At 66.9% G+C, this 17,472-nt stretch carries 20 protein-coding genes and 1 pseudogene; 14 read left to right on the plus strand and 7 right to left on the minus strand.

Annotated features, from left to right (window positions below):
- Positions 1-137 precede the first annotated feature (137 nt).
- Together ACWGJM_RS01920 and ACWGJM_RS01925 are read right to left on the minus strand one after the other, a co-directional pair.
- Complete coding sequence (locus tag ACWGJM_RS01920) at positions 138-818, minus strand: response regulator transcription factor (RefSeq protein WP_010358452.1); 681 nt, start codon at positions 816-818, stop codon at positions 138-140.
- Positions 815-2,131, minus strand: a complete 1,317-nt coding sequence (locus ACWGJM_RS01925; RefSeq protein ID WP_453409701.1) for a sensor histidine kinase — start codon at positions 2,129-2,131, stop codon at positions 815-817. The genes ACWGJM_RS01920 and ACWGJM_RS01925 overlap by 4 nt, the downstream gene beginning before the upstream one ends.
- A 191-nt stretch (positions 2,132-2,322) precedes the next feature.
- Here ACWGJM_RS01925 and phoU point away from each other — a divergent pair, with 191 nt between their 5' ends.
- The 8 genes and pseudogenes from phoU (at position 2,323) to ACWGJM_RS01965 (ending at position 7,626) form a co-directional block, all read left to right on the plus strand.
- On the plus strand, positions 2,323-3,012 hold the full coding sequence (gene phoU, locus ACWGJM_RS01930) for a phosphate signaling complex protein PhoU (protein WP_453409702.1): 690 nt from the start codon (positions 2,323-2,325) through the stop codon (positions 3,010-3,012).
- 797 nt (positions 3,013-3,809) lie between these two features.
- Positions 3,810-3,965 (plus strand): hypothetical protein, encoded by a 156-nt coding sequence (locus ACWGJM_RS01935; protein WP_453409703.1) that lies wholly within the window; start codon positions 3,810-3,812, stop codon positions 3,963-3,965.
- A gap of 156 nt (positions 3,966-4,121) precedes the next feature.
- Positions 4,122-4,370: an SCO4226 family nickel-binding protein gene (locus ACWGJM_RS01940; protein WP_453409704.1), complete on the plus strand. Its 249-nt coding sequence runs from the start codon at positions 4,122-4,124 to the stop codon at positions 4,368-4,370.
- A 117-nt stretch (positions 4,371-4,487) separates the two neighbouring features.
- Positions 4,488-5,318 (plus strand): annotated as a pseudogene (locus ACWGJM_RS01945) (nucleotide sugar dehydrogenase); the annotation flags it as partial.
- A 104-nt stretch (positions 5,319-5,422) separates the two neighbouring features.
- Positions 5,423-6,184, plus strand: coding sequence for a hypothetical protein (locus ACWGJM_RS01950; RefSeq protein WP_453409705.1), 762 nt, complete (start codon positions 5,423-5,425; stop codon positions 6,182-6,184).
- Positions 6,185-6,228: 44 nt separating this feature from the next.
- Positions 6,229-6,645: a hypothetical protein gene (locus tag ACWGJM_RS01955; protein WP_453409706.1), complete on the plus strand. Its 417-nt coding sequence runs from the start codon at positions 6,229-6,231 to the stop codon at positions 6,643-6,645.
- 96 nt (positions 6,646-6,741) lie between these two features.
- Positions 6,742-7,221, plus strand: coding sequence for a hypothetical protein (locus ACWGJM_RS01960; RefSeq protein ID WP_453409707.1), 480 nt, complete (start codon positions 6,742-6,744; stop codon positions 7,219-7,221).
- A gap of 93 nt (positions 7,222-7,314) precedes the next feature.
- Positions 7,315-7,626 (plus strand): DUF6234 family protein, encoded by a 312-nt coding sequence (locus tag ACWGJM_RS01965; protein WP_453409708.1) that lies wholly within the window; start codon positions 7,315-7,317, stop codon positions 7,624-7,626.
- A 15-nt stretch (positions 7,627-7,641) separates the two neighbouring features.
- Here the strand turns inward: ACWGJM_RS01965 and ACWGJM_RS01970 are convergent, their stop codons facing one another.
- The gene (locus tag ACWGJM_RS01970; protein ID WP_453409709.1) at positions 7,642-8,172 is read right to left on the minus strand and encodes an N-acetyltransferase family protein; all 531 of its coding nucleotides are present in this window, start codon (positions 8,170-8,172) and stop codon (positions 7,642-7,644) included.
- 53 nt (positions 8,173-8,225) lie between these two features.
- Positions 8,226-9,014 (minus strand): amidohydrolase family protein, encoded by a 789-nt coding sequence (locus ACWGJM_RS01975; RefSeq protein WP_453409710.1) that lies wholly within the window; start codon positions 9,012-9,014, stop codon positions 8,226-8,228.
- 99 nt (positions 9,015-9,113) lie between these two features.
- On the opposite strand from ACWGJM_RS01975, the gene ACWGJM_RS01980 reads away from it, so the two are divergent.
- From ACWGJM_RS01980 to ACWGJM_RS01990, 3 genes are all read left to right on the plus strand, one after another.
- Positions 9,114-9,491 carry a MerR family transcriptional regulator gene (locus ACWGJM_RS01980; RefSeq protein ID WP_453409711.1) on the plus strand — a complete coding sequence of 126 codons (378 nt, stop codon included), beginning with the start codon at positions 9,114-9,116 and terminating at the stop codon, positions 9,489-9,491.
- A gap of 237 nt (positions 9,492-9,728) precedes the next feature.
- Positions 9,729-9,932 carry a cold-shock protein gene (locus ACWGJM_RS01985; RefSeq protein ID WP_016578941.1) on the plus strand — a complete coding sequence of 68 codons (204 nt, stop codon included), beginning with the start codon at positions 9,729-9,731 and terminating at the stop codon, positions 9,930-9,932.
- 87 nt (positions 9,933-10,019) lie between these two features.
- Positions 10,020-11,723, plus strand: a complete 1,704-nt coding sequence (locus ACWGJM_RS01990) for a DEAD/DEAH box helicase (protein ID WP_453409712.1) — start codon at positions 10,020-10,022, stop codon at positions 11,721-11,723.
- 273 nt (positions 11,724-11,996) lie between these two features.
- On the opposite strand, the gene ACWGJM_RS01995 is transcribed toward ACWGJM_RS01990, so the two are convergent.
- From ACWGJM_RS01995 to ACWGJM_RS02005, 3 genes are all read right to left on the minus strand, one after another.
- Positions 11,997-12,209 carry a hypothetical protein gene (locus tag ACWGJM_RS01995; protein ID WP_453409713.1) on the minus strand — a complete coding sequence of 71 codons (213 nt, stop codon included), beginning with the start codon at positions 12,207-12,209 and terminating at the stop codon, positions 11,997-11,999.
- A gap of 233 nt (positions 12,210-12,442) precedes the next feature.
- Positions 12,443-13,051, minus strand: a complete 609-nt coding sequence (locus ACWGJM_RS02000) for a hypothetical protein (protein WP_453409714.1) — start codon at positions 13,049-13,051, stop codon at positions 12,443-12,445.
- A gap of 260 nt (positions 13,052-13,311) precedes the next feature.
- Positions 13,312-13,683, minus strand: coding sequence for a GIY-YIG nuclease family protein (locus tag ACWGJM_RS02005; RefSeq protein WP_453409715.1), 372 nt, complete (start codon positions 13,681-13,683; stop codon positions 13,312-13,314).
- Between the two features lie 485 nt (positions 13,684-14,168).
- On the opposite strand from ACWGJM_RS02005, the gene ACWGJM_RS02010 reads away from it, so the two are divergent.
- From ACWGJM_RS02010 to ACWGJM_RS02020, 3 genes are read left to right on the plus strand one after another with little or no spacing between them, the layout of a single operon-like run.
- On the plus strand, positions 14,169-15,140 hold the full coding sequence (locus ACWGJM_RS02010; protein ID WP_453409716.1) for an ABC-three component system protein: 972 nt from the start codon (positions 14,169-14,171) through the stop codon (positions 15,138-15,140).
- Between the two features lie 25 nt (positions 15,141-15,165).
- On the plus strand, positions 15,166-15,378 hold the full coding sequence (locus ACWGJM_RS02015) for an ABC-three component system middle component 6 (RefSeq protein WP_453409837.1): 213 nt from the start codon (positions 15,166-15,168) through the stop codon (positions 15,376-15,378).
- On the plus strand, positions 15,365-17,110 hold the full coding sequence (locus tag ACWGJM_RS02020; RefSeq protein WP_453409717.1) for an ABC-three component system protein: 1,746 nt from the start codon (positions 15,365-15,367) through the stop codon (positions 17,108-17,110). The genes ACWGJM_RS02015 and ACWGJM_RS02020 overlap by 14 nt, the downstream gene beginning before the upstream one ends.
- Positions 17,111-17,472 lie beyond the last annotated feature (362 nt).

Here is a 17,472-nt window from a genome sequence, read left to right on the forward strand (position 1 = left end):
CGCCCTTCGGTCATCTCGTACGGCGGCCCGCTACGGCTCGAACTCCGTCCCCGACGCACCCCTCGCACCGCTCCGCGGGCTTCGGGCCGCTGCGCCGGACTCCGCCCGGCGAGCAGAGCGGACACCGACCGGTCCGATCAGGGCTCGAACTTGTAGCCGAGCCCGCGCACCGTCACCAGGTAGCGCGGCGCCCCGGGGTCCGGTTCGATCTTCGCGCGCAGGCGCTTGACGTGGACGTCCAGGGTCTTGGTGTCGCCGACGTAGTCGGCGCCCCAGACGCGGTCGATGAGCTGCATGCGGGTGAGGACGCGGCCCGCGTTGCGCAGGAGCATCTCGAGCAGGTCGAACTCCTTCAGCGGAAGGTCGACCTTGGAACCGGACACCGTCACCACATGGCGGTCGACGTCCATCCGGACCGGGCCGGCCTCCAGCGCGGCCGGGGTGACCTCCTCCGGCTCGCCGCGCCGGCGCAGCACCGCGCGGATGCGGGCGACCAGCTCGCGCGAGGAGAAGGGCTTGGTGACGTAGTCGTCGGCTCCTATTTCCAGGCCGACGACCTTGTCGATCTCGCTGTCCTTGGCGGTCACCATGATCACCGGGACGTTGGAGCGGCCGCGCAGCTGGCGGCACACCTCCGTACCGGGCAGCCCCGGCAGCATCAGGTCGAGGAGGACGAGGTCGGCGCCGTTGCGCTCGAACTCGTCGAGTCCGTCGGGGCCGGTGGCCGCCACGGCCACCTCGAAGCCCTCCTTGCGGAGCATGTACGACAGGGCGTCGGAGAAGGACTCCTCGTCCTCGACGACGAGCACTCGGGTCACGGAAGGACCTCCGGGGCGGGAAGCGTTTCGTACGCAGCGGTTGAGTCGGGGGATGTCGGGGACGGCCCGGCCTCTTCGTCGAGGTCGGGGTGCTGCTGGGCGCGGTCGCGGGCCACACCGGCCTCCGGCAGCCGCAGGGTGAAGGTGGAGCCCTGGCCTTCGGCGCTCCACACCGTGACCTCCCCGCCGTGCGAGGCGACCACGTGCTTGACGATGGCCAGACCCAGACCGGTGCCGCCGGTGGCCCGGGAGCGGGCCGGGTCGACCCGGTAGAAGCGCTCGAAGATGCGCTCCTTGTCCTTGTCCGTGATGCCGATGCCCTGGTCGGTGACCGCGAGCTCGATCATGTCACCGCCGGGCGCGCTGATCCGGCGGGCGGCTATGCCCACCCGGGTTCGCGCCGGGGAGTAGTTGACGGCGTTCTCGACGAGGTTGCCCAGGGCGGCGGCGAGCTGCCCCCGGTTCCCCCAGACGTGCAGCTCGGCCGTGCCGCCCGCCCGTCGCCCACCACCATCCTGATCGGGCCCTTCGGGCGCCCATACGTTCGAGGCCATCGTGATCTGTTTGGCGCCGGCCTGGTGGCGGCAGCGGTCGATGGCCTCGGCGACGAGTTCGTCGACGCGGACGGGCTCGGCGTCCTCCAGGGGGTCGTCGTTCTGCACCCGCGAGAGGTCGATGAGCTCCTGGACCAGGTTGGTCAGGCGGGTGGCCTCGATCTGCATGCGGCCGGCGAAGCGCTGTACCGCCTCCGGGTCGTCGGAGGCGTCCATGACGGCCTCGGACAGGAGGGAGAGCGCGCCCACCGGGGTCTTGAGCTCGTGGCTGACGTTGGCGACGAAGTCGCGCCGTACGGCCTCGATGCGGCGGGCCTCTGTGAGGTCCTCGACGAGCAGCATCACCAGCCGGGAGCCCAGCGGCGCGACCCGTGCGGAGACGGCGAGGGCCTCTCCGCGTCCGGTCCCGCGCCGCGGGAGGTCCAGCTCGACCTGCCGTATCTCCCCGTCGCGTCTGGTGTCCCGGGCCATCTGGAGCATGGGCTCGACGGCCAGCTTGCCGCCGCGCACCAGCCCGAGGGCGTACGCGGCGGAGCTGGCCTTGACGACGGCGTCGGCCTCGTCGAGCACGACGGCCGACGAGCGGAGCACGGAGAGGACCGTGTCCACTCCGGGCGGGAGTACGGGATCGGTGTGCAAGGAAGTCCTGGTCGGTCGCTTCTGGTCGCGTTCGCTCCAGCGGAACGCCAGCATGGCGATGACACCGGTGAGCACCCCGGCGATCGCTGCCGCTGCGGCGACCGCCGCGTTCACGTCCATGCTTCAAGGTTAGGCATGGGATACCTCCTGGCCACAGCCGTCGGCGTGCGAGCTCGAACACTCGTCGCCCAGAGTTCACCTTGGAGCCAGTATTGGTTCATTTGGGGTGGCAGAAACGGACGCGTGTGGGCCGGAACGTGGGAGCGTGGGGTTCGCACCGCCCCGAAGCACACGTACGAGAGGGAACCCTGATGCGGGACGCGTACCACGAGGAACTGGACTCGATCGGCGACGGTCTGGTGGAGATGGCCCGGCTGGTCGGGTCGGCGATCGGACGCGCCACGACGGCCATCCTCGACGCCGATCTCAAGCTGGCCGAAAGCGTCATCGAGGCCGACAAGAAGGTCGACGAGCTCCAGCACGACCTGGAGGCCCGGGCCATAGCCCTGCTGGCCCGCCAGCAGCCGGTGGCGACGGATCTGCGGATCGTCGTCACGTCCCTGCGCATGTCGGCCGACCTGGAGCGTTCCGGCGACCTCGCCCAGCACGTGGCGAAGCTCGCGCGCCTGCGCTTCCCCGAGCGGGGGGTCCCCCAGGACCTGCACGCCACCATCCTGGAGATGGGCCAGCTCGCCCAGCGGCTGATGGCGAAGGCGGCCGAGGTCATCGTGACGAAGGACGTCGACCTCGCCCTCCAGCTGGAGCAGGACGACGACGAGATGGACCTGCTGCACCGCACCCTCTTCCAGCACCTGATCGACGAGCGCTGGAAGCACGGCATCGAGACGGCCGTGGACGTCACCCTCCTCGGCCGCTACTACGAGCGCTACGCCGACCACGCGGTCGCGGTCGCCAAGCGCGTCGTCTACCTGGTGACGGGCGAGCACGCGGACGAGATCCAGACGGACATCCAGCCGGTGACGGGAGCGGAGGGAGCATAGCCCTCCGGGGGGCGCGGGCTTGGGGGTCTTGGCTGGCTCCCTGGGCTTCCGGGCTGGGGGCCCGGGCTTCAGGGCTAGCGCCCTGGGCTTCGGGCTGGGGTCCTGGGCTTCGGGCTGGAGTCCTGAGCTTCAGGGCTGGAGCCCCGGGGCTGGATGGGCTGACGCCCTGGGCTCGAGGCTTCCAGCCCGGGACCGGACGGGCTTACGCCCTGCCTGGCGCTGGATGGCCCGCGCCATACGGCTCCAGGGCTCGCGGCCTGGGCTCGAGAGTGTCCAGCCTGGCTTTCAAGGCTTGCGGTCGGGCTGTAGGCCGTCGGTCGGAGGCTTTGGTGGATCGAGTCGCAGTCCAGAGCTCCGTACATCGTGGTCCGGCGTTGCAAGGCGGGAAGCCTTGCAACGGCTGGGGGCCTGTCCCCCAGGCCCCGATGGTTGTGACCTGCGGCCCGACGGCCCACGGCCCGGAAACCGACGGGCCGGCATCCCAGCGCCCCACGGTCACGAACCGAAGCCCCGCGGCCCACAGCCCGCAACCCCACAGGCCTACACCCCGGCGCTCACCGCCCGCGGCACGCACCCCAGAGCCCCACGGCCCCGCACCTCAGCGCCCCACGGCCGGAACCCCACGGGCCTGCACCCTGGCGCCCCATGGCTCGCAGCGCGGCGCTTCCAGGGTTGCCGGTCGGGGGCTCGAAGGCTGGCGGTCGGGGCGTGGGGGCGCCACTGTGCGCCGTTGATGCGCCCGCTGGGGTGGGCATGAAATGGGCAAAGGCACCAGGCCCTATCCACTGGGAGGAACCATGGCCGAATCCCCCAGCACCACGCCCGACCCCACACAGCAGCACGACACCGAGCAGCCCGCCGATCTCAGGAACCTCCCGCTCGTCGCCTCCTGCGGCTGCGGCTCGGGGTGCGGCTGCGGGTGCCAGTCGGGCAGCCCGTGCCAGTGCGGCTGACGGCACCTTCCGACAGGGAACCTCGAGGGCCCCGGTGATCATTGGTCGCCGGGGCCCTCGACATGCACCGCGGCAAGGCCTCCAGGAGTCGCCCCCGCCGGGGCGCGGGCGCAGCATGGAAAGCGGAGCGGAAAGGACGCGAGGAGGTGTGAGGCCATGCCCCAGTTCATGGACGTCCACCACGGGATGAAGGGCATCACCGACGACCAGTTGCAGCAGGCGCACAGGGCCGACCTGGCCATCGAGGGCGAGGAGAACGTGCACTTCGAGAAGTCCTGGGCGGACCCGGAGTCCGGCACCGTCTACTGCCTCTCCGAGGCGCCCTCGGCCGAAGCGATCCAGCGCATTCACGAACGGGCGGGGCATCGCGCGGACGAGGTGCATCCCTTGCCGTTGTCGGCCTGACGATCGCACCGGAAGGGGACTTGTACGGAGCCCCTGGCAGCCGTGCCCCAGCGCGGCTGCCAGGGGCTCCGCGGGTCCAGCACGCCGTCATCCAGGGCCTGACGGTCGAGCAGATCGTGCGTGGGCACGCCCCAGCAGCAGGGATCGGAAGCGGCCGACCTCCGGTACGTGGACGCCGCCGCCACCGAACCGGCCCGGCATCTGCACCGCCGCACGCTGGTGGTCGGCAAGTCCACGGTGCCCGTCGGTACGGCCGCGCGCCTCACTGAACTCGTCCAGCGCATCGCGTCCGCCGGGGACCAGGTGGAACTCGCCTGGAACCCCGGGTTCCTGCGCGAGGGCTATGCCGTGGACGACACCCTGCGCCCGGACCGGCTGGCCTTCGGCGTCACCTCCGCCTGGGCCGAGGAACAGCTGCGCGCCGCCTTCGCCCCGGTCATCGCCCGGGACATCCCGGTGGTCGTCGCCGACCTGATCACGGCCGAACCGGTCAAGGTCGCCGCCAACTCCTTCCTGGCCACCAAGATCTCGTACATCAACGCCATGGCCGAGGTCTGCGAGGCCACCGGCGGCGATGTCGCCGGCCGCGCCGAGGCGCTGGTGTACGACGACCGGATCGGCGGCCGCTTCCTCAGGCCCGGTCTCGGCTTCGGCGGCGGCTGCCTGTCCAAGGACATCCGGGCGTTCGCCCACCGTGCCGAGGAACTCGGGGCCGGCCAGGCCGTCGCCTTCCTGCGCGAGGTGGACGGCATCAACCAGCGCCGGCGCGCCCGTACCGTCGACCTCGTCCGCGAGCTCACCGGCGGCGACCTCACCGGGGTCCGGGTGACCGCCCTCGGCGCGGCCTTCAAGCCCAACTCCGACGACATCCGCGACACCCCCGCCCTGGACGTGGCCACCACGCTCCACCGGCTGGGCGCGCACATGACCGTCGTGGACCCCACCGCGACCATTAGCTGGATCCGGTGAGTGGTGCCGCGGCGGGCTGGGAGTACCGGGCGCTGGGACGGCCGTAGCCGACTCGGGGGACGACTCGGGGGATGATCTGCCGCATGACCAAGAAGGCGGCAGACCCCGTCCTCGGCGACGACGGGTGGGCGGAGCGTTTGGGATGGGCGTACGGCTTGATATCACCGAGCCCGGCCGAACGCTCCGCCGCCCTTGACCGCCTGGATCACGCCCGCGGGGAGACGGATGCGGCTCTCGCCCGCTACAACGATGCCTGGCGCTTGCCCGTCCCATGGCTGCTTGTGTCACGGAGGCGAAGGTCGGCGCGGGAGGCCTACGACGAGGCCGCGAGCCGTTGCCTGCCCGAGGCCCTGTGGTCGAGACACACCCACCACGGGGACATCGGCACGTGGCCGGGACTGCCCTTCGCGCTGCTCTTCCTGGAGTGGGAGGCCCGTTGTCCACAGGAGTGGACAGCGCACGCCAAGGCATGGGGGACGAAGCAGTCCCTGATCCGCGACCTGGCGAAAACCAGCCACGCCCCAGGACCGCGGGCGAAGCTCGTCGACCTCCTCGACGTCATCGTCCAGCGGCCCTACCGGTGCAAGGACCGTGAGTACGTACGGGTGGCCCGGGCGGTGGACGGGGACGAGCTGCGCACCCGGCTGACCAGGGCCCGCGGCTCCGAGCAGCCCTGGGCACGGCTGCACGCCGGTTATGTGCTGTGGCTCCTCGACCACCCCGAACTACCGAACACCCGGCACGTGTGGACCACATGGCTCGCCCGCGAGCGCGAGCGGGAACCGTGCGACAACATGGCCAAATCCGTTCCCCCTCAGGCGAGTTGCCCCAGTTCAACCGGGTAGGCGCCGGCTTCGACCGCAAGGAAGAAAATCGGGGAAGGCACTACATGTTCCGCAAGTTCCGCACCGTGACCACAGCCGGCGTGGCCGCCGTCGCCCTCGTCTCGCTCGTCGGTGGCACGGCCCAGGCCAAGACCTCGCCCGCGGCCTCCGCCGCCGCCGCCGACAAGTGGATCTACCTATCCACCCTCAAGTGCAACGACACCGAGGACTGGGGGCAGGACGAGCTCAAGATCGAGGTGAACGGCAGGGATGTGCTCACCGAGTTCATGGACCCGGGCGACAAGATCACCATCCACCAGTACGTCCACTTCAGCGGCTCCGCGACCGTCAAGCTCGTCGATCTCGACTACCCCGACCCGGACGACACCCTCGGCAAGCACACCGTCAGGAGCGGCAGCGGCACGATGAAGTTCACCAACGGCGCCAACTACGAACTCAAGTACAAGGTCGGCCACCCCTGACCCGGCCGTCCCGGCTCACTGACAAGCCCCCTGCATGAGCAGGGGGCTTGTTCGTACGCAGGTGACTGTCCTGGCCCGGCCAGTACCTTGATCGCCATGGCCACCCAGATAGTCACCCTGGTCGGCGTGCTCATCGGCGCCCTGACGTCCTACCTGGCAACCGCGACAGCCGAACGGGCGAAGTTCCGGCGCACGATGGCCACCCGCTGGGACGAGCGGAAGCTCGACACCTACATCGAGTACATCTCGTGCGTCAAAGAACTCATGAGAGCCTCCCGGGAAGCCCTGCGGGCCAGGGACCGGGGCCAGGACACCACCGAGGCCCTGGCCGAGATGGACGCGGTCGAGGCCAGGCGGTCGGTCCTCTTCGAGAGCTTCATCCTCCTGAGCGACGAAGCCGCCGCCGACGCCGCCCACACCGTCAACCAGCGGGCCTGGGAACTACTACGAGTCACCCGCGACCCCACCAACGGCGAATCCGCCCTCGCCGACGTCCCCCTGGTCACCGCCCTGAACACCCTCCACGACGCGGCCCGAGCGGATCTGGCGATAGGACGCCGGGATTCGGCCTGGTAGATACGGGCTGGTAGGTACGGCCTGGTAGATACGAGCTGCTTCTGAGTAGCCGTACTCATGTGCGGCACAGCCCGTGGCGGAACCGTGGTGGGCATGAAGCCCCTCAGGAAGCCCCCGACCGGTCAGCAGGTCGGACTGGGCATGGCGCTGCTCCTCCTCGACCTGCTGATCATCGCCTGGTTGCTGTACGGCTACGGGATGACCGGCTGGGCCGACAGCTACGACGGCGTCAACGCGCCGGAGGCACCGAAGGTCGCGCGGCAGGCGATGTGGCTGCTGCTCGGCGGCGCGGTCGTCACGGGCGGCGGTCTGCTCGCCCTGCGATGGCGCGTCTCCGGCCTCATCCAACTGACGACCCTGACCGGCGCAGCCGGGCTGTTCGCCTGTCTGGCCACCCGTCCGTAGCGCGCGTCCGCGGCGTCAGGCCTCGGGGGCAAGGCCGAGGCGCAGACGGACATACCTCGCGCCACCGGGTCCGGGCCGATGGTGCCCGTCGGGCTTCCACCCGTGCCGGGCATAGAAAGTCTGCCCTCGGCTGTTGCGCTCCCATGCCTCCAGCACTCCCGTGCCCAGTGCTCTGTCGCGCAGGAACTCCACGAATGCCGCGTGCAGGCAGCTGCCGATACCTTGCCCCCAAAGGCCGGGGCGGACGTGAATCTGGTAGAGCTGCCCCACGGACGCGGCATCGACATCGGCTTCGTAGGGCGGGCCCATCGCCAAGACGCCCACCATCTCGCCCTCCCGCTCCGCGCACAGGACAGTCCGGTCGTCGGCCTGGACGGCACGCATCCAGGCCTCCCGCCGGCCGGCGCGCACGTCGGGGGAAGTGAGCTCCGTGTCCGACACCCCGCCTGCCTGGTAGTACGCCGTGCGGGCCAGAGTGTGCAGGTCGGTGATCCTGTCGACGTCGTCGGGGTTCGCAGTTCGCAGGGAGGTTCGAGAAGTCGTCACGGTTGCCTGACGTACTCACCGCGAACCATGGTTCCCTCCTTGAAACGCGCGTGTCAGGCGAGCCCGAGAAGCCGGGCCGCTGTTCCTCCCAACACCTGGTCGCGTACCTCACCCGGGCAGGTGACGCGCTCGACAGCCGCACGGGCGAGTGCCGGGTCGCCATAGGGGGCGTCCGAGCCGAACAGGGTGCGGTCCGGTATCTCCCGGATGGCCAGCCGAAGGGCGAAGATCACGTTTGCCGTGGACAGCTCAAGGAACAGGCTGGGCGTGTCCCGGACCAACTCGATGGCGTCCATCCAGTTCAGGCCCCCCAGTTGGCTGATCACCACAGGTACGGACGGATACGCAGTCGCCAGTCCGGCCAGGGTTCGCAGGTCTTCCGCCGTGGTGGGCGCGAATCCGTGGACGACGACGGGCAGTTCGCCGTGGTCTGCCGCCGCCCGCATCACGGGCTCCACAAGGTCTGCCCGGCCAGGTGGCGGCGTCAGTTCCCCGATTCCTCGCAGGCCACGGCCGACCACGTCCCGCTCGACCATTTCGGCGATCCGATGTGGGGCCAGGCCGAGCGGCACGCTCCTGAATCCGATGAAGCGATCCGGATACGCGTCGAGGGCCGCGTCCAGTTCCTGCCATGCGGTCCGGTACCCCTCGAGCCCAGTGGTCCGGCCGCCGACCGCCTCGTCCAGTGCGGCCATCTCGCGGCGCAGCGACTCGAGGCCGGTCGCACGTTCCGGGTGGGGCCGGGTGCCGAAGAGCACCGCCCGGTCCACCCCGGCGTCGTCCAACAGCATGATGTGGTCCTCGACCGGATCGTGGACATGGCTGTGCGCGTCGATGATCATGTACCTGCCTCCGTGCGAAAGCTGACGGCCAGGAATGCGGCCGGCCCGGTCAGCGTTGCGCCCTGACACCGTTGGAAGGTCAAGCCGAAGGAGGAGCGCATGCTGATCGGGGAGTTGTCGCGCCGCACCGGAGTCGGTGAACGCCTCCTGCGTTACTACGAGCGCGTCGGGCTCATCCGGTCGGAAAGACGCGCCAACGGCTATCGCGAATACGCCGATGAGACGGTGGAGACCGTTCGCCGGATACGCGGATTGCTCGCCGCCGGCCTTCCCACACGGGTCATCCGCCAGATCTTGCCGTGCGCCGTCGACGGCGTCACTCTGCGTCCTTGCCCTGGCGTCCTCGACCGCCTGCGGGCCCAGTTGGACGCGTTGGACCTCCGTGCGGCCGACCTGGCCACGGCCCGCGACCTGCTGCGCGAAACGATCGCCGCGACAGAAAGCGCAGCAACCCCGGAACGGGGCCCCCGCGCGTAGCACGCGAGCCGATGCGCTGGTCGTCAGGGAGAGTGCCGGCGCTCGCCCCGCCGGGACGGGCCCCCGGCGTGTGCCTCGGCGGGCCGCCACGAGTCGCCGAGCTATGCTAGAGTCTCCGGGTTGCAGTTGTGGTACCCATGAACCTATGTGCGCCTGACGGGAATGTTTATCCATCAGGCGCATTATTTGTTTTCCGGGATCTCCGGATGGGGCCTCTGCCTACAGAAGGAGAAGGTCATGGCACAGGGAACCGTGAAGTGGTTCAACGCCGAAAAGGGTTTCGGCTTCATCCAGCAGGACGGCGGCGGTCCGGACGTCTTCGCCCACTACTCGAACATCCAGTCCCAGGGCTTCCGTGAGCTCCAGGAGGGCCAGCGGGTGTCCTTCGACGTGACGCAGGGCCAGAAGGGCCCGCAGGCGGAGAACATCGTCCCCGCCTGATCGCCGGACGCGTATCCGCTCACCGGGGTCCGTACCGTCATGGTGCGGACCCCGGTTTGTGCTGTTTCCAGGAAGGCAGACAACCGCATGTCCCGCAGGTCCCAGAAGCCGAACCGGCGCGCCTCGACGCCCGCACCGTCCGCGTCGTCGCCGACGGAATTCCGGCTGCCGGAAAGCACGACGCCCGCACTTCCCGCCGTCGAGGACTTCGCCGGTCTGGACATGCCCGCGGGGCTGCTGAAGACCCTCACCGCGCAGGGTGTGACCACGCCCTTCCCCATCCAGGCCGCCACCCTGCCCAACTCGCTCGCCGGCCGTGACCTGTTGGGACGCGGACGCACCGGCTCCGGCAAGACCCTCGCGTTCGGGCTGGCGCTCCTGGCCCGCACGGCCGGACTGCGCGCGCAGCCCAAGGCACCCCTCGCCCTCGTGCTGGTGCCCACCCGTGAACTCGCCCTCCAGGTGACGGAGGCGCTGACCCCCTACGCGACGGCGGTCAACCTCCGGCTGGCCACCGTGGTCGGCGGGCTGTCCATCACCAAGCAGGCCGCTGTGCTCCGGCGCGGCACGGAAGTGGTCGTGGCGAGCCCCGGCAGGCTCAACGACCTTGTGGAGCGCGGGGACTGCGTGCTCGACGAGGTACGCATCACGGTGCTGGACGAAGCCGACCAGATGACCGACATGGGCTTCCTGCCGCAGATCACCAAGCTGATCCAGCAAGTACGGCCCGACGGACAGCGCATGCTCTTCTCGGCCACCCTGGACCGCAACATCGACCGCCTGGTGCAGCGGTTCCTGACCGACCCCGTGGTGCACTCCGTGGACCCGTCCGCCGGGGCGGTGACCACCATGGAGCACCACGTGCTCCACGTCCAGGACGAGACCGACAAGAAGGCCGTCACCACACGCATCGCGGCCCGTGACGGCCGGGTCATCCTCTTCCTCGACACCAAGAGGTCCGCCGACCGGCTCGCCAAGCGGCTCCTGGCCGTCGGGGTCCGCGCGGCGGCACTGCACGGCGGCCGCTCCCAGCCGCAGCGGAATCGCACCCTGGAACAGTTCAAGAACGGTCAGGTCACCGCCCTGGTGGCGACGAACGTCGCGGCCCGTGGCATACACATCGACGACCTCGACCTCGTCGTGAACGTCGATCCCCCGGCCGACCACAAGGACTACGTCCACCGGGGCGGCCGCACGGCCCGCGCCGGCGGCTCCGGCAGCGTGGTCACGCTGGTCCTGCCCGACCAGAAGCGGGACGTCACCCGGCTCATGTCGGACGCGGGCATCCGCCCCCGGACGGCCCGCGTCACGTCGAGCGACGCCGAACTGGCCACCATCACCGGCGCCCGCGAGCCGTCCGGCGTGGCCGTCACCATCGAGGTCCCCCAGCCGGCGACACCGACGGCGTCCCGCCCGGAGGGGAAAACCGGCACCAAGTCCGGCAGGCGATCCGGCAGCCGGCGCGGAAACGGCGGCGGAGCCGAAGCGGAGGCAGGTGCTGCCGCCAGGACCAGGACGGGGAGCCGGGGCTCCGGCCGCCGGCCCGCGACCGGCACGACAGCGTCCGGCGGCACCTCCGCAACCGGCGGGCGCGGTGCTGCCCGCCGGACGGGATCCGGCGGGGCCACGGGCGGTGCCGCCAAAGCGGGCGGCCGCAACTCCGGCCGCCAGTCCGCGTCCGGCGCGGCGACCGGCGCCACCTCCGGCAAGCCCGTCCGCGGGTCCGGCCGCCGAAGCGGCCCGGCGAAATCCTCGGACGCCGGGCGCTCCGTCCGAGACCCCGGGCGCTGAGCGCCCAGAGTGCGCCCCGGGCCGTGAAAAAGCCCCTCATCTGCGCCGAACGCGCAGGCGAGGGGCGTGATCACGGGAACTACTTCTTTTTGCCCTGGGTCTTGTCGGGGATCTTGGTGAGCTGGGTTTTCGCTGCTCAGAGGCGGTGGGCCCGTGCGCTTGGTGGTCGTCGTTGGTCGTCATTGGCCACTGTCGAGCGGCCTCGGACGGCCCAGGGACGGCCCAGCATGGCGCCCTCGACTGCGGCGCCCTCGAAGAGCGAGGCCATCGCGGCTACAGACCGCGAAGCGCCTCGTAGAGGTCGCCGTAGGCGCTCCAGCAGTCGACGCTGCCATCGTCGTTCAGACTGCCCATGTACCAGTCCTCATCGTTGACCGGCTTCACCAGACACAGCCCCTGGAATCCAAGGATGACCTCAGGATGGAGCCGTTCGTCCTCTCCCGGCCGGCCCACCCACGTCACGACGCGATCGATGTCGAGAGCCATGCAATCCCGATCTCCGGAGACGTCGCGGATCTCCTCCAGAGTCCACCCTGCCGGTAGCCGCCCGCCTGCCATCACATGATGATGACAGCTACCGCAGCTGAGCTGGGCGCTCCTGGGCCCCTTCAGAACACCGCTTTAGGAGTTCGATCCGAGCCCGCTCCGGCTGCGGTAGGCACCTGGTGCGGCGGCCGCACGGAGTCGCTGGAGTAGGCCCCCGTTCGTAGTCGTTGATGTCAGGTATGGATGTCAGCAGCCTGCTGAGCCGCAGCTCTCCCTGGCTCGGCCACTGACGCTTCCGGTCGGCCCTTTTGCAGCCGATCGAGTAGCCAGCTCTGTTCGACCTTCAGTGACTCGAAGGAATCCTGTAGGTACTTGACCAACTTCTTGTCCTGAAAATTGCCGGCGATCGATACATGATCGTCGTAGTGGACGGAGTCGAACCCGTCTTCCTGCCAGCGGGCGACGATGGGCTCGTAGCAGGCCACATGCGCGCACAGCTCTTTGAGGGAGTCGTCCATCTTGCCCTCAATTAACAAATCGGCATGCGTGACGATCGTCTCGACCATGCGTCGGTTGAGCGGCATGAATACCGTTGACATCCATAAGCGCCAGGTGGCGGCCCACTCCGCGGTGGCGGGGACCGACCGAACCCACTTCGCCCTATAGCGGGCGTCGAACTTCTCCCAGGCTTGGTTCAAGGCCTCAGACTGCGCATAGAGCGGACCGTAGAGCTCGCTGAGTTGGCGGTTGACCCGGTCCAGATGATCCTTGCGGCGCGTCAGACGCAGACTTGTCAGGTAGGTCGCAACGTACCCCGTGGCCGCCACGACGACGGTAACCACCAACGGGACCACAACATTCAACTGCACAGGCCAAGAAGCTACCCAAAGGTGAATGGATATGCACGAAACGCAGCCCTGGCGCGGTCACCTCAAAGCAGCGCGGTTCTTGCCCTGGGTCTTGCCGGGGATCTTGGTGACCTGCGTTTCCCCTGCTCAGAGACGGTAGGCCCGTGCGCCTGGTGGTCGTCGTTGGTCGTCATTGGCCTCTGTCGAGCGACCTCGGACGGCCCAGAGAACGACCCGTCGGCCCATCTGCTGACCTACGAGCTGATGGGCAACTCCCGCGCCCGCATGCGTGCCTGGGCCCGTAGTCCCTGCAGGCGGCTGTGGAACGCGTTGTGGCGGTTCTGGTCGAGGTTCAGGGGGAGATCGAGCTGAGAGATGAGTTGTGACTCCAGGTCCCACGGTTCGCTCTGCTCGATCCAGCACACCCGCGCGTTGTCTGCCATCCACTGGCTCAGGGCGGCTTCGCCGGCCTTGCTGAAGGTCATCCGCTTGCCGCTGCCCACGCGGCGCAGCTCAAGGCCGAGCAGACAGCCGAGGGTGAGCCGCAGCGTCGAGCCGGCCGCGTTGCCCCGGTAGTGGTAGCGCACCCGCTTGCGAAGGTTCTGCGTGCTGGTCCGGTTCGCCATGTACCGCGGTGCTATCCCGACGTAGAGCAGGCGCCCAGCGTCCAGGTCCTGGTGGGGCGGCTGCTTGAAGTGCCACCCGTAGACCCCTGCCGCCGCCGGGACAGGGCTCGGACGCATCAAGACCTCTCGTGCCGACCACAACCGATCGGGACTGACGAGAGCGGTGGCTTCCACGGCACCTCCAGGCGCGCGACGGCTGATCGTCGCAGGCTACCGGGAGCCGCTGACAGAACATCCCTGTGTCCACTAGCTCACCGTCAACACTCATAAGTGCTATGCCGTGAGCTGATCGGCTGAGACCACCTTCGTCACGTACCAGCGTCAGCTCACTGGCCATCCGTCAGTTCGTGATCTAGCGTCAAGTACCTGGGCTGCCGGGCAGGGAGGCACACGGATGGGTCAGGTTCGCCAATTTCAGGGTCGAACCCGGCGCAGGCCAGCGGTAGCCTGGAACGCCGCGATCCACTGGGCCTACAGCGACACCGATGGGGGAAATGATGCTGCTGACGCCAAACTGGCGCGATTGGTATCACTTTCGCCATCAACAGGCGTGCTTCCAATCTGGAGCCGCCTTCGAAGATTACGTTTCCCAAGTGCTAACCCACTTCCATGACGACTTCCTGAACCCGGCCCCTTCTGGCTCTCTCGGGGACGGCGGCTGTGACGGGCTGGCAGAGTCCGGATCGATCTTCTATGCGTGTTATGGACAAAGGCCGGCCCGCAACGCTGAGCGTGAGCTCGCAAAAAAGATTGAGTCCGACTTCATGCGCGGGATAGACCAGTGGGACACATTCCACACATGGAAGTTCGTCACCAATGCACCCATGGGGCCGGAATCATTGAGGTGCATCACCAAACTGCAGCAGACTCACGGGCCAACCGCCGAAAGGCCGCTCACTATCCGAGCGGTTAATAAGGAAAGACTGTGGACTGATGTGGTGGGCACTCTTAGCGCTGAAGTTCTTGACTCCCTTTTTCCTGGCGCACCCGGGATTGAGAATATAGAACTCTCCGACTTGCTGCCATTGCTAGACGCGCTTGGCACCGCAGGCTCCGCCACGGAGACCGGCGGACACATACCCCCAGTTCCACCTACCAAGATGGAATTCAATGCTCTACCTGAAGCGAGCCGTCTTGAATTCAATGCAGGCAGGCTTCTCGCTCCCCGAATAGATCGTTGGTACGCTGAGTCATCAGACCCCGATCTCTATGATGCGCAGGGGGAGAGATTTCGATCCCTCTACAAAGAGGCCAGATCGATCACGTCTGAGCCCGCAGAAATTCTTGAGCGACTCTACGTGTCCGTAGCAGGAGCCAACTTCCGGATGGACGGGAAGCGCGCCAATGCCGCCTTTGCTGTAGTTTCATATTTTTTCGATTCGTGTCACATTTTCGAGATGCCGACCATTGAGGGATCTACGTCGGGTGGGAAGGTCCATGATGCTTCTGCCTACTAAAGGAGTGTCACCTGAACGCGCCCTAATGACGATCGGGTCGGAGATTCTCACAGACCTGCGCTATCCAATGTCAGTGTCTGCTCTCTGGGAAAAATACAACACTCGCCAGAATGCGACGGAAAATATCCATCGGATTACGTTCGACTGGTTCTCGCTCGCGCTAGCAGCCCTCTATGCGATGAAGGCTGTAGATGTGTCGGATGATGGCTACATCAGGACTGCCCATGTTCATCAGTAAGCTAACCTCTTCCGACGCCAGGTTCAAGACCCTACGTTTCCATGAGGGATTGAATATTCTCGTCGCCGATCGCACCGAGGCATCGGAGCAGGGCGACAGTCGCAATAGCATCGGCAAAACGAGTGTAGTCAAGATCCTGCGATACATTCTCGGCGGCGATCTGCCACTGGATTTCAAGGCGCCGGAACTGTCAAATCACAAGTTCACGGTTACTTTCTTGTTGCCTAACGAGAGTGACGCAGCGAGCGAGACGGTCACCGTTACGCGTTCCGTTGCACGGAGTACGCGAGTTGACGTGTCAGGATGGTCAGCGACTGAAGGAGCGCGGGACCTTCATGTTGACACTTGGCGAGCATTGCTGACTCGTCACATTTTTCACATTCCCCCGGATGTAAGTAGGCCGACTGCCGGCCAACTTTGGGGCCAGCTCATTCGCACCTACTTCGGAAACCCAATTAAGGGACACCAGGCTGAAGCTGACTGGGAATCCGGGGTGAGGATCGGATACATGTTGGGGCTGTCGCCAGAAATCTTGGGGAAAGCGGGAGATGTTGATCGCCTAACCAAGCAAGGGAAGGCCATCCGTAAAGCCGTTAAGGATGGCGCAATTGCACATCTATCACTGGATGAACCAGCCCTCCGTGCTCAGCTCGCAACAGCCCGCCGGCACAGGGATCGAATGCAAGAGAGCATGCGATCCTTCAAGGTCGACGAACAGTACGCCAGCCATCAGCAGGAGGCCGATGGGCTCACCGCCTCGATCCAAAGGCTTAATGATGAAGCCTTGGCCCTGCAACGCCGATCCCGCGAGCTCGATGAGGCTCTACGGGATGAAGTAGTGGCTTCTGAGAGTAACGAGCTCTCCGCGAGGCTTACGCGCGTATATGCAGAGATCGGTCTCGTGCTCCCCGATATCGTCAGCAGGCGATACGACGAAGTTGCAGCTTTTCACGAATCCGTCGTCAGTAACAGGCGAGCATTTCTCGAACAAGAACTGCACGCAATTGAGTCCCGTCTTAGTGGTATCGATACGGAACGTCAGGCGCTGGATCGCTTGAGGTCCCAAGTGATGCAAATCCTTGAAGAGACGGTGGCGCTCGATACTTTCATGAGCATGCAACGGGATCTCGCTAAGCAAGAGGCGAATATCGCGGATCTGGAGAGGCGACTCGAAGACGCAATCTCAATCAGTACGATCAATGACACCGTTAAACTGCGGACTGCAGAAGTTATTGCTTCCGTTCGCACCGAAATGATTGAACGGGATCAAAAGATCGAAGAGTCGATCTCACTGTTCAGCGATCTTGGTGCAGAAATCTACACTGATCGCGAGGCGTCACTCCTGGTGTCAGTGACACCCAAGGGTATCCTTGGTGTTGCACCGAATATCTCTGGCGATGCCAGTGTTGGTGTTCGAAGTGTCGAGACTTTTATGCTTGACGTTGTCTGCGAGATTGCGGCCATCAAAGCAAACCGAGCACCACGGATACTCGTTCATGACAGCCACCTCTTCGACGCCATTGACGGTCGGCAGGTCGCGTCTTGCCTGAATATCGGCGCGCGACTCGCTGAAGAAAATGGCTTCCAATACATCGTGACGCTCAACTCGGATTTCCTAAATACTGTCGAAGCACAGAGTGATGGCGCCTTCGATTCAGAGCCCTACGTTCTTGACACTCGACTGACGGATGAGAATGACGAAGGAGGACTCTTCGGTTTCCGATTCGGGTGATACTTCAGTAGAAGTACGCTCGGCCTTCGAGACCCTGGACGCCAGGTGCCGTGTCTGCTCGGCTCTGCCTGGGTCGACGGCAGACGGGATGGGAGTCCCCCTACGCCCGCCATACTCGGTCGGCACTCGCCCGCGGCGCCCCGGCCATCTCGGAGCCTGAGCGCCCCCGCCGGAGGCATGTCCTTCACCGCGGCCCCGGTGGTGTGGTACTCGCCTTGTAGCCCCGGCCTCGTCTTGTTGTGGGCGCGCGTCGGCGTAGCGTGCGCGGAGCGGGCCGAAGGCAGGAGCGCAGCGCGACGCGGAGGCGGGAGCGCGCCCGGCGAAGCGGAGCGCAGCCGGGCTTGAACCTGTAAGGAAGGTTG

Source organism: Streptomyces sp. NPDC054834 (assembly GCF_053611185.1).

Coding starts and splice junctions, on each gene's coding strand:
- ACWGJM_RS01925 (WP_453409701.1), bottom strand. CDS start 2,131: ATGGACGTGAACGCGGCGGTCGCCGCAGCGGCAGCGATCGCCGGGGTG.
- phoU (WP_453409702.1), top strand. CDS start 2,323: ATGCGGGACGCGTACCACGAGGAACTGGACTCGATCGGCGACGGTCTG.
- ACWGJM_RS01935 (WP_453409703.1), top strand. CDS start 3,810: ATGGCCGAATCCCCCAGCACCACGCCCGACCCCACACAGCAGCACGAC.
- ACWGJM_RS01940 (WP_453409704.1), top strand. CDS start 4,122: ATGCCCCAGTTCATGGACGTCCACCACGGGATGAAGGGCATCACCGAC.
- ACWGJM_RS01950 (WP_453409705.1), top strand. CDS start 5,423: ATGACCAAGAAGGCGGCAGACCCCGTCCTCGGCGACGACGGGTGGGCG.
- ACWGJM_RS01955 (WP_453409706.1), top strand. CDS start 6,229: ATGTTCCGCAAGTTCCGCACCGTGACCACAGCCGGCGTGGCCGCCGTC.
- ACWGJM_RS01960 (WP_453409707.1), top strand. CDS start 6,742: ATGGCCACCCAGATAGTCACCCTGGTCGGCGTGCTCATCGGCGCCCTG.
- ACWGJM_RS01965 (WP_453409708.1), top strand. CDS start 7,315: ATGAAGCCCCTCAGGAAGCCCCCGACCGGTCAGCAGGTCGGACTGGGC.
- ACWGJM_RS01975 (WP_453409710.1), bottom strand. CDS start 9,014: ATGATCATCGACGCGCACAGCCATGTCCACGATCCGGTCGAGGACCAC.
- ACWGJM_RS01980 (WP_453409711.1), top strand. CDS start 9,114: ATGCTGATCGGGGAGTTGTCGCGCCGCACCGGAGTCGGTGAACGCCTC.
- ACWGJM_RS01985 (WP_016578941.1), top strand. CDS start 9,729: ATGGCACAGGGAACCGTGAAGTGGTTCAACGCCGAAAAGGGTTTCGGC.
- ACWGJM_RS01990 (WP_453409712.1), top strand. CDS start 10,020: ATGTCCCGCAGGTCCCAGAAGCCGAACCGGCGCGCCTCGACGCCCGCA.
- ACWGJM_RS01995 (WP_453409713.1), bottom strand. CDS start 12,209: ATGGCTCTCGACATCGATCGCGTCGTGACGTGGGTGGGCCGGCCGGGA.
- ACWGJM_RS02005 (WP_453409715.1), bottom strand. CDS start 13,683: ATGGCGAACCGGACCAGCACGCAGAACCTTCGCAAGCGGGTGCGCTAC.
- ACWGJM_RS02010 (WP_453409716.1), top strand. CDS start 14,169: ATGGGGGAAATGATGCTGCTGACGCCAAACTGGCGCGATTGGTATCAC.
- ACWGJM_RS02015 (WP_453409837.1), top strand. CDS start 15,166: ATGACGATCGGGTCGGAGATTCTCACAGACCTGCGCTATCCAATGTCA.
- ACWGJM_RS02020 (WP_453409717.1), top strand. CDS start 15,365: ATGTTCATCAGTAAGCTAACCTCTTCCGACGCCAGGTTCAAGACCCTA.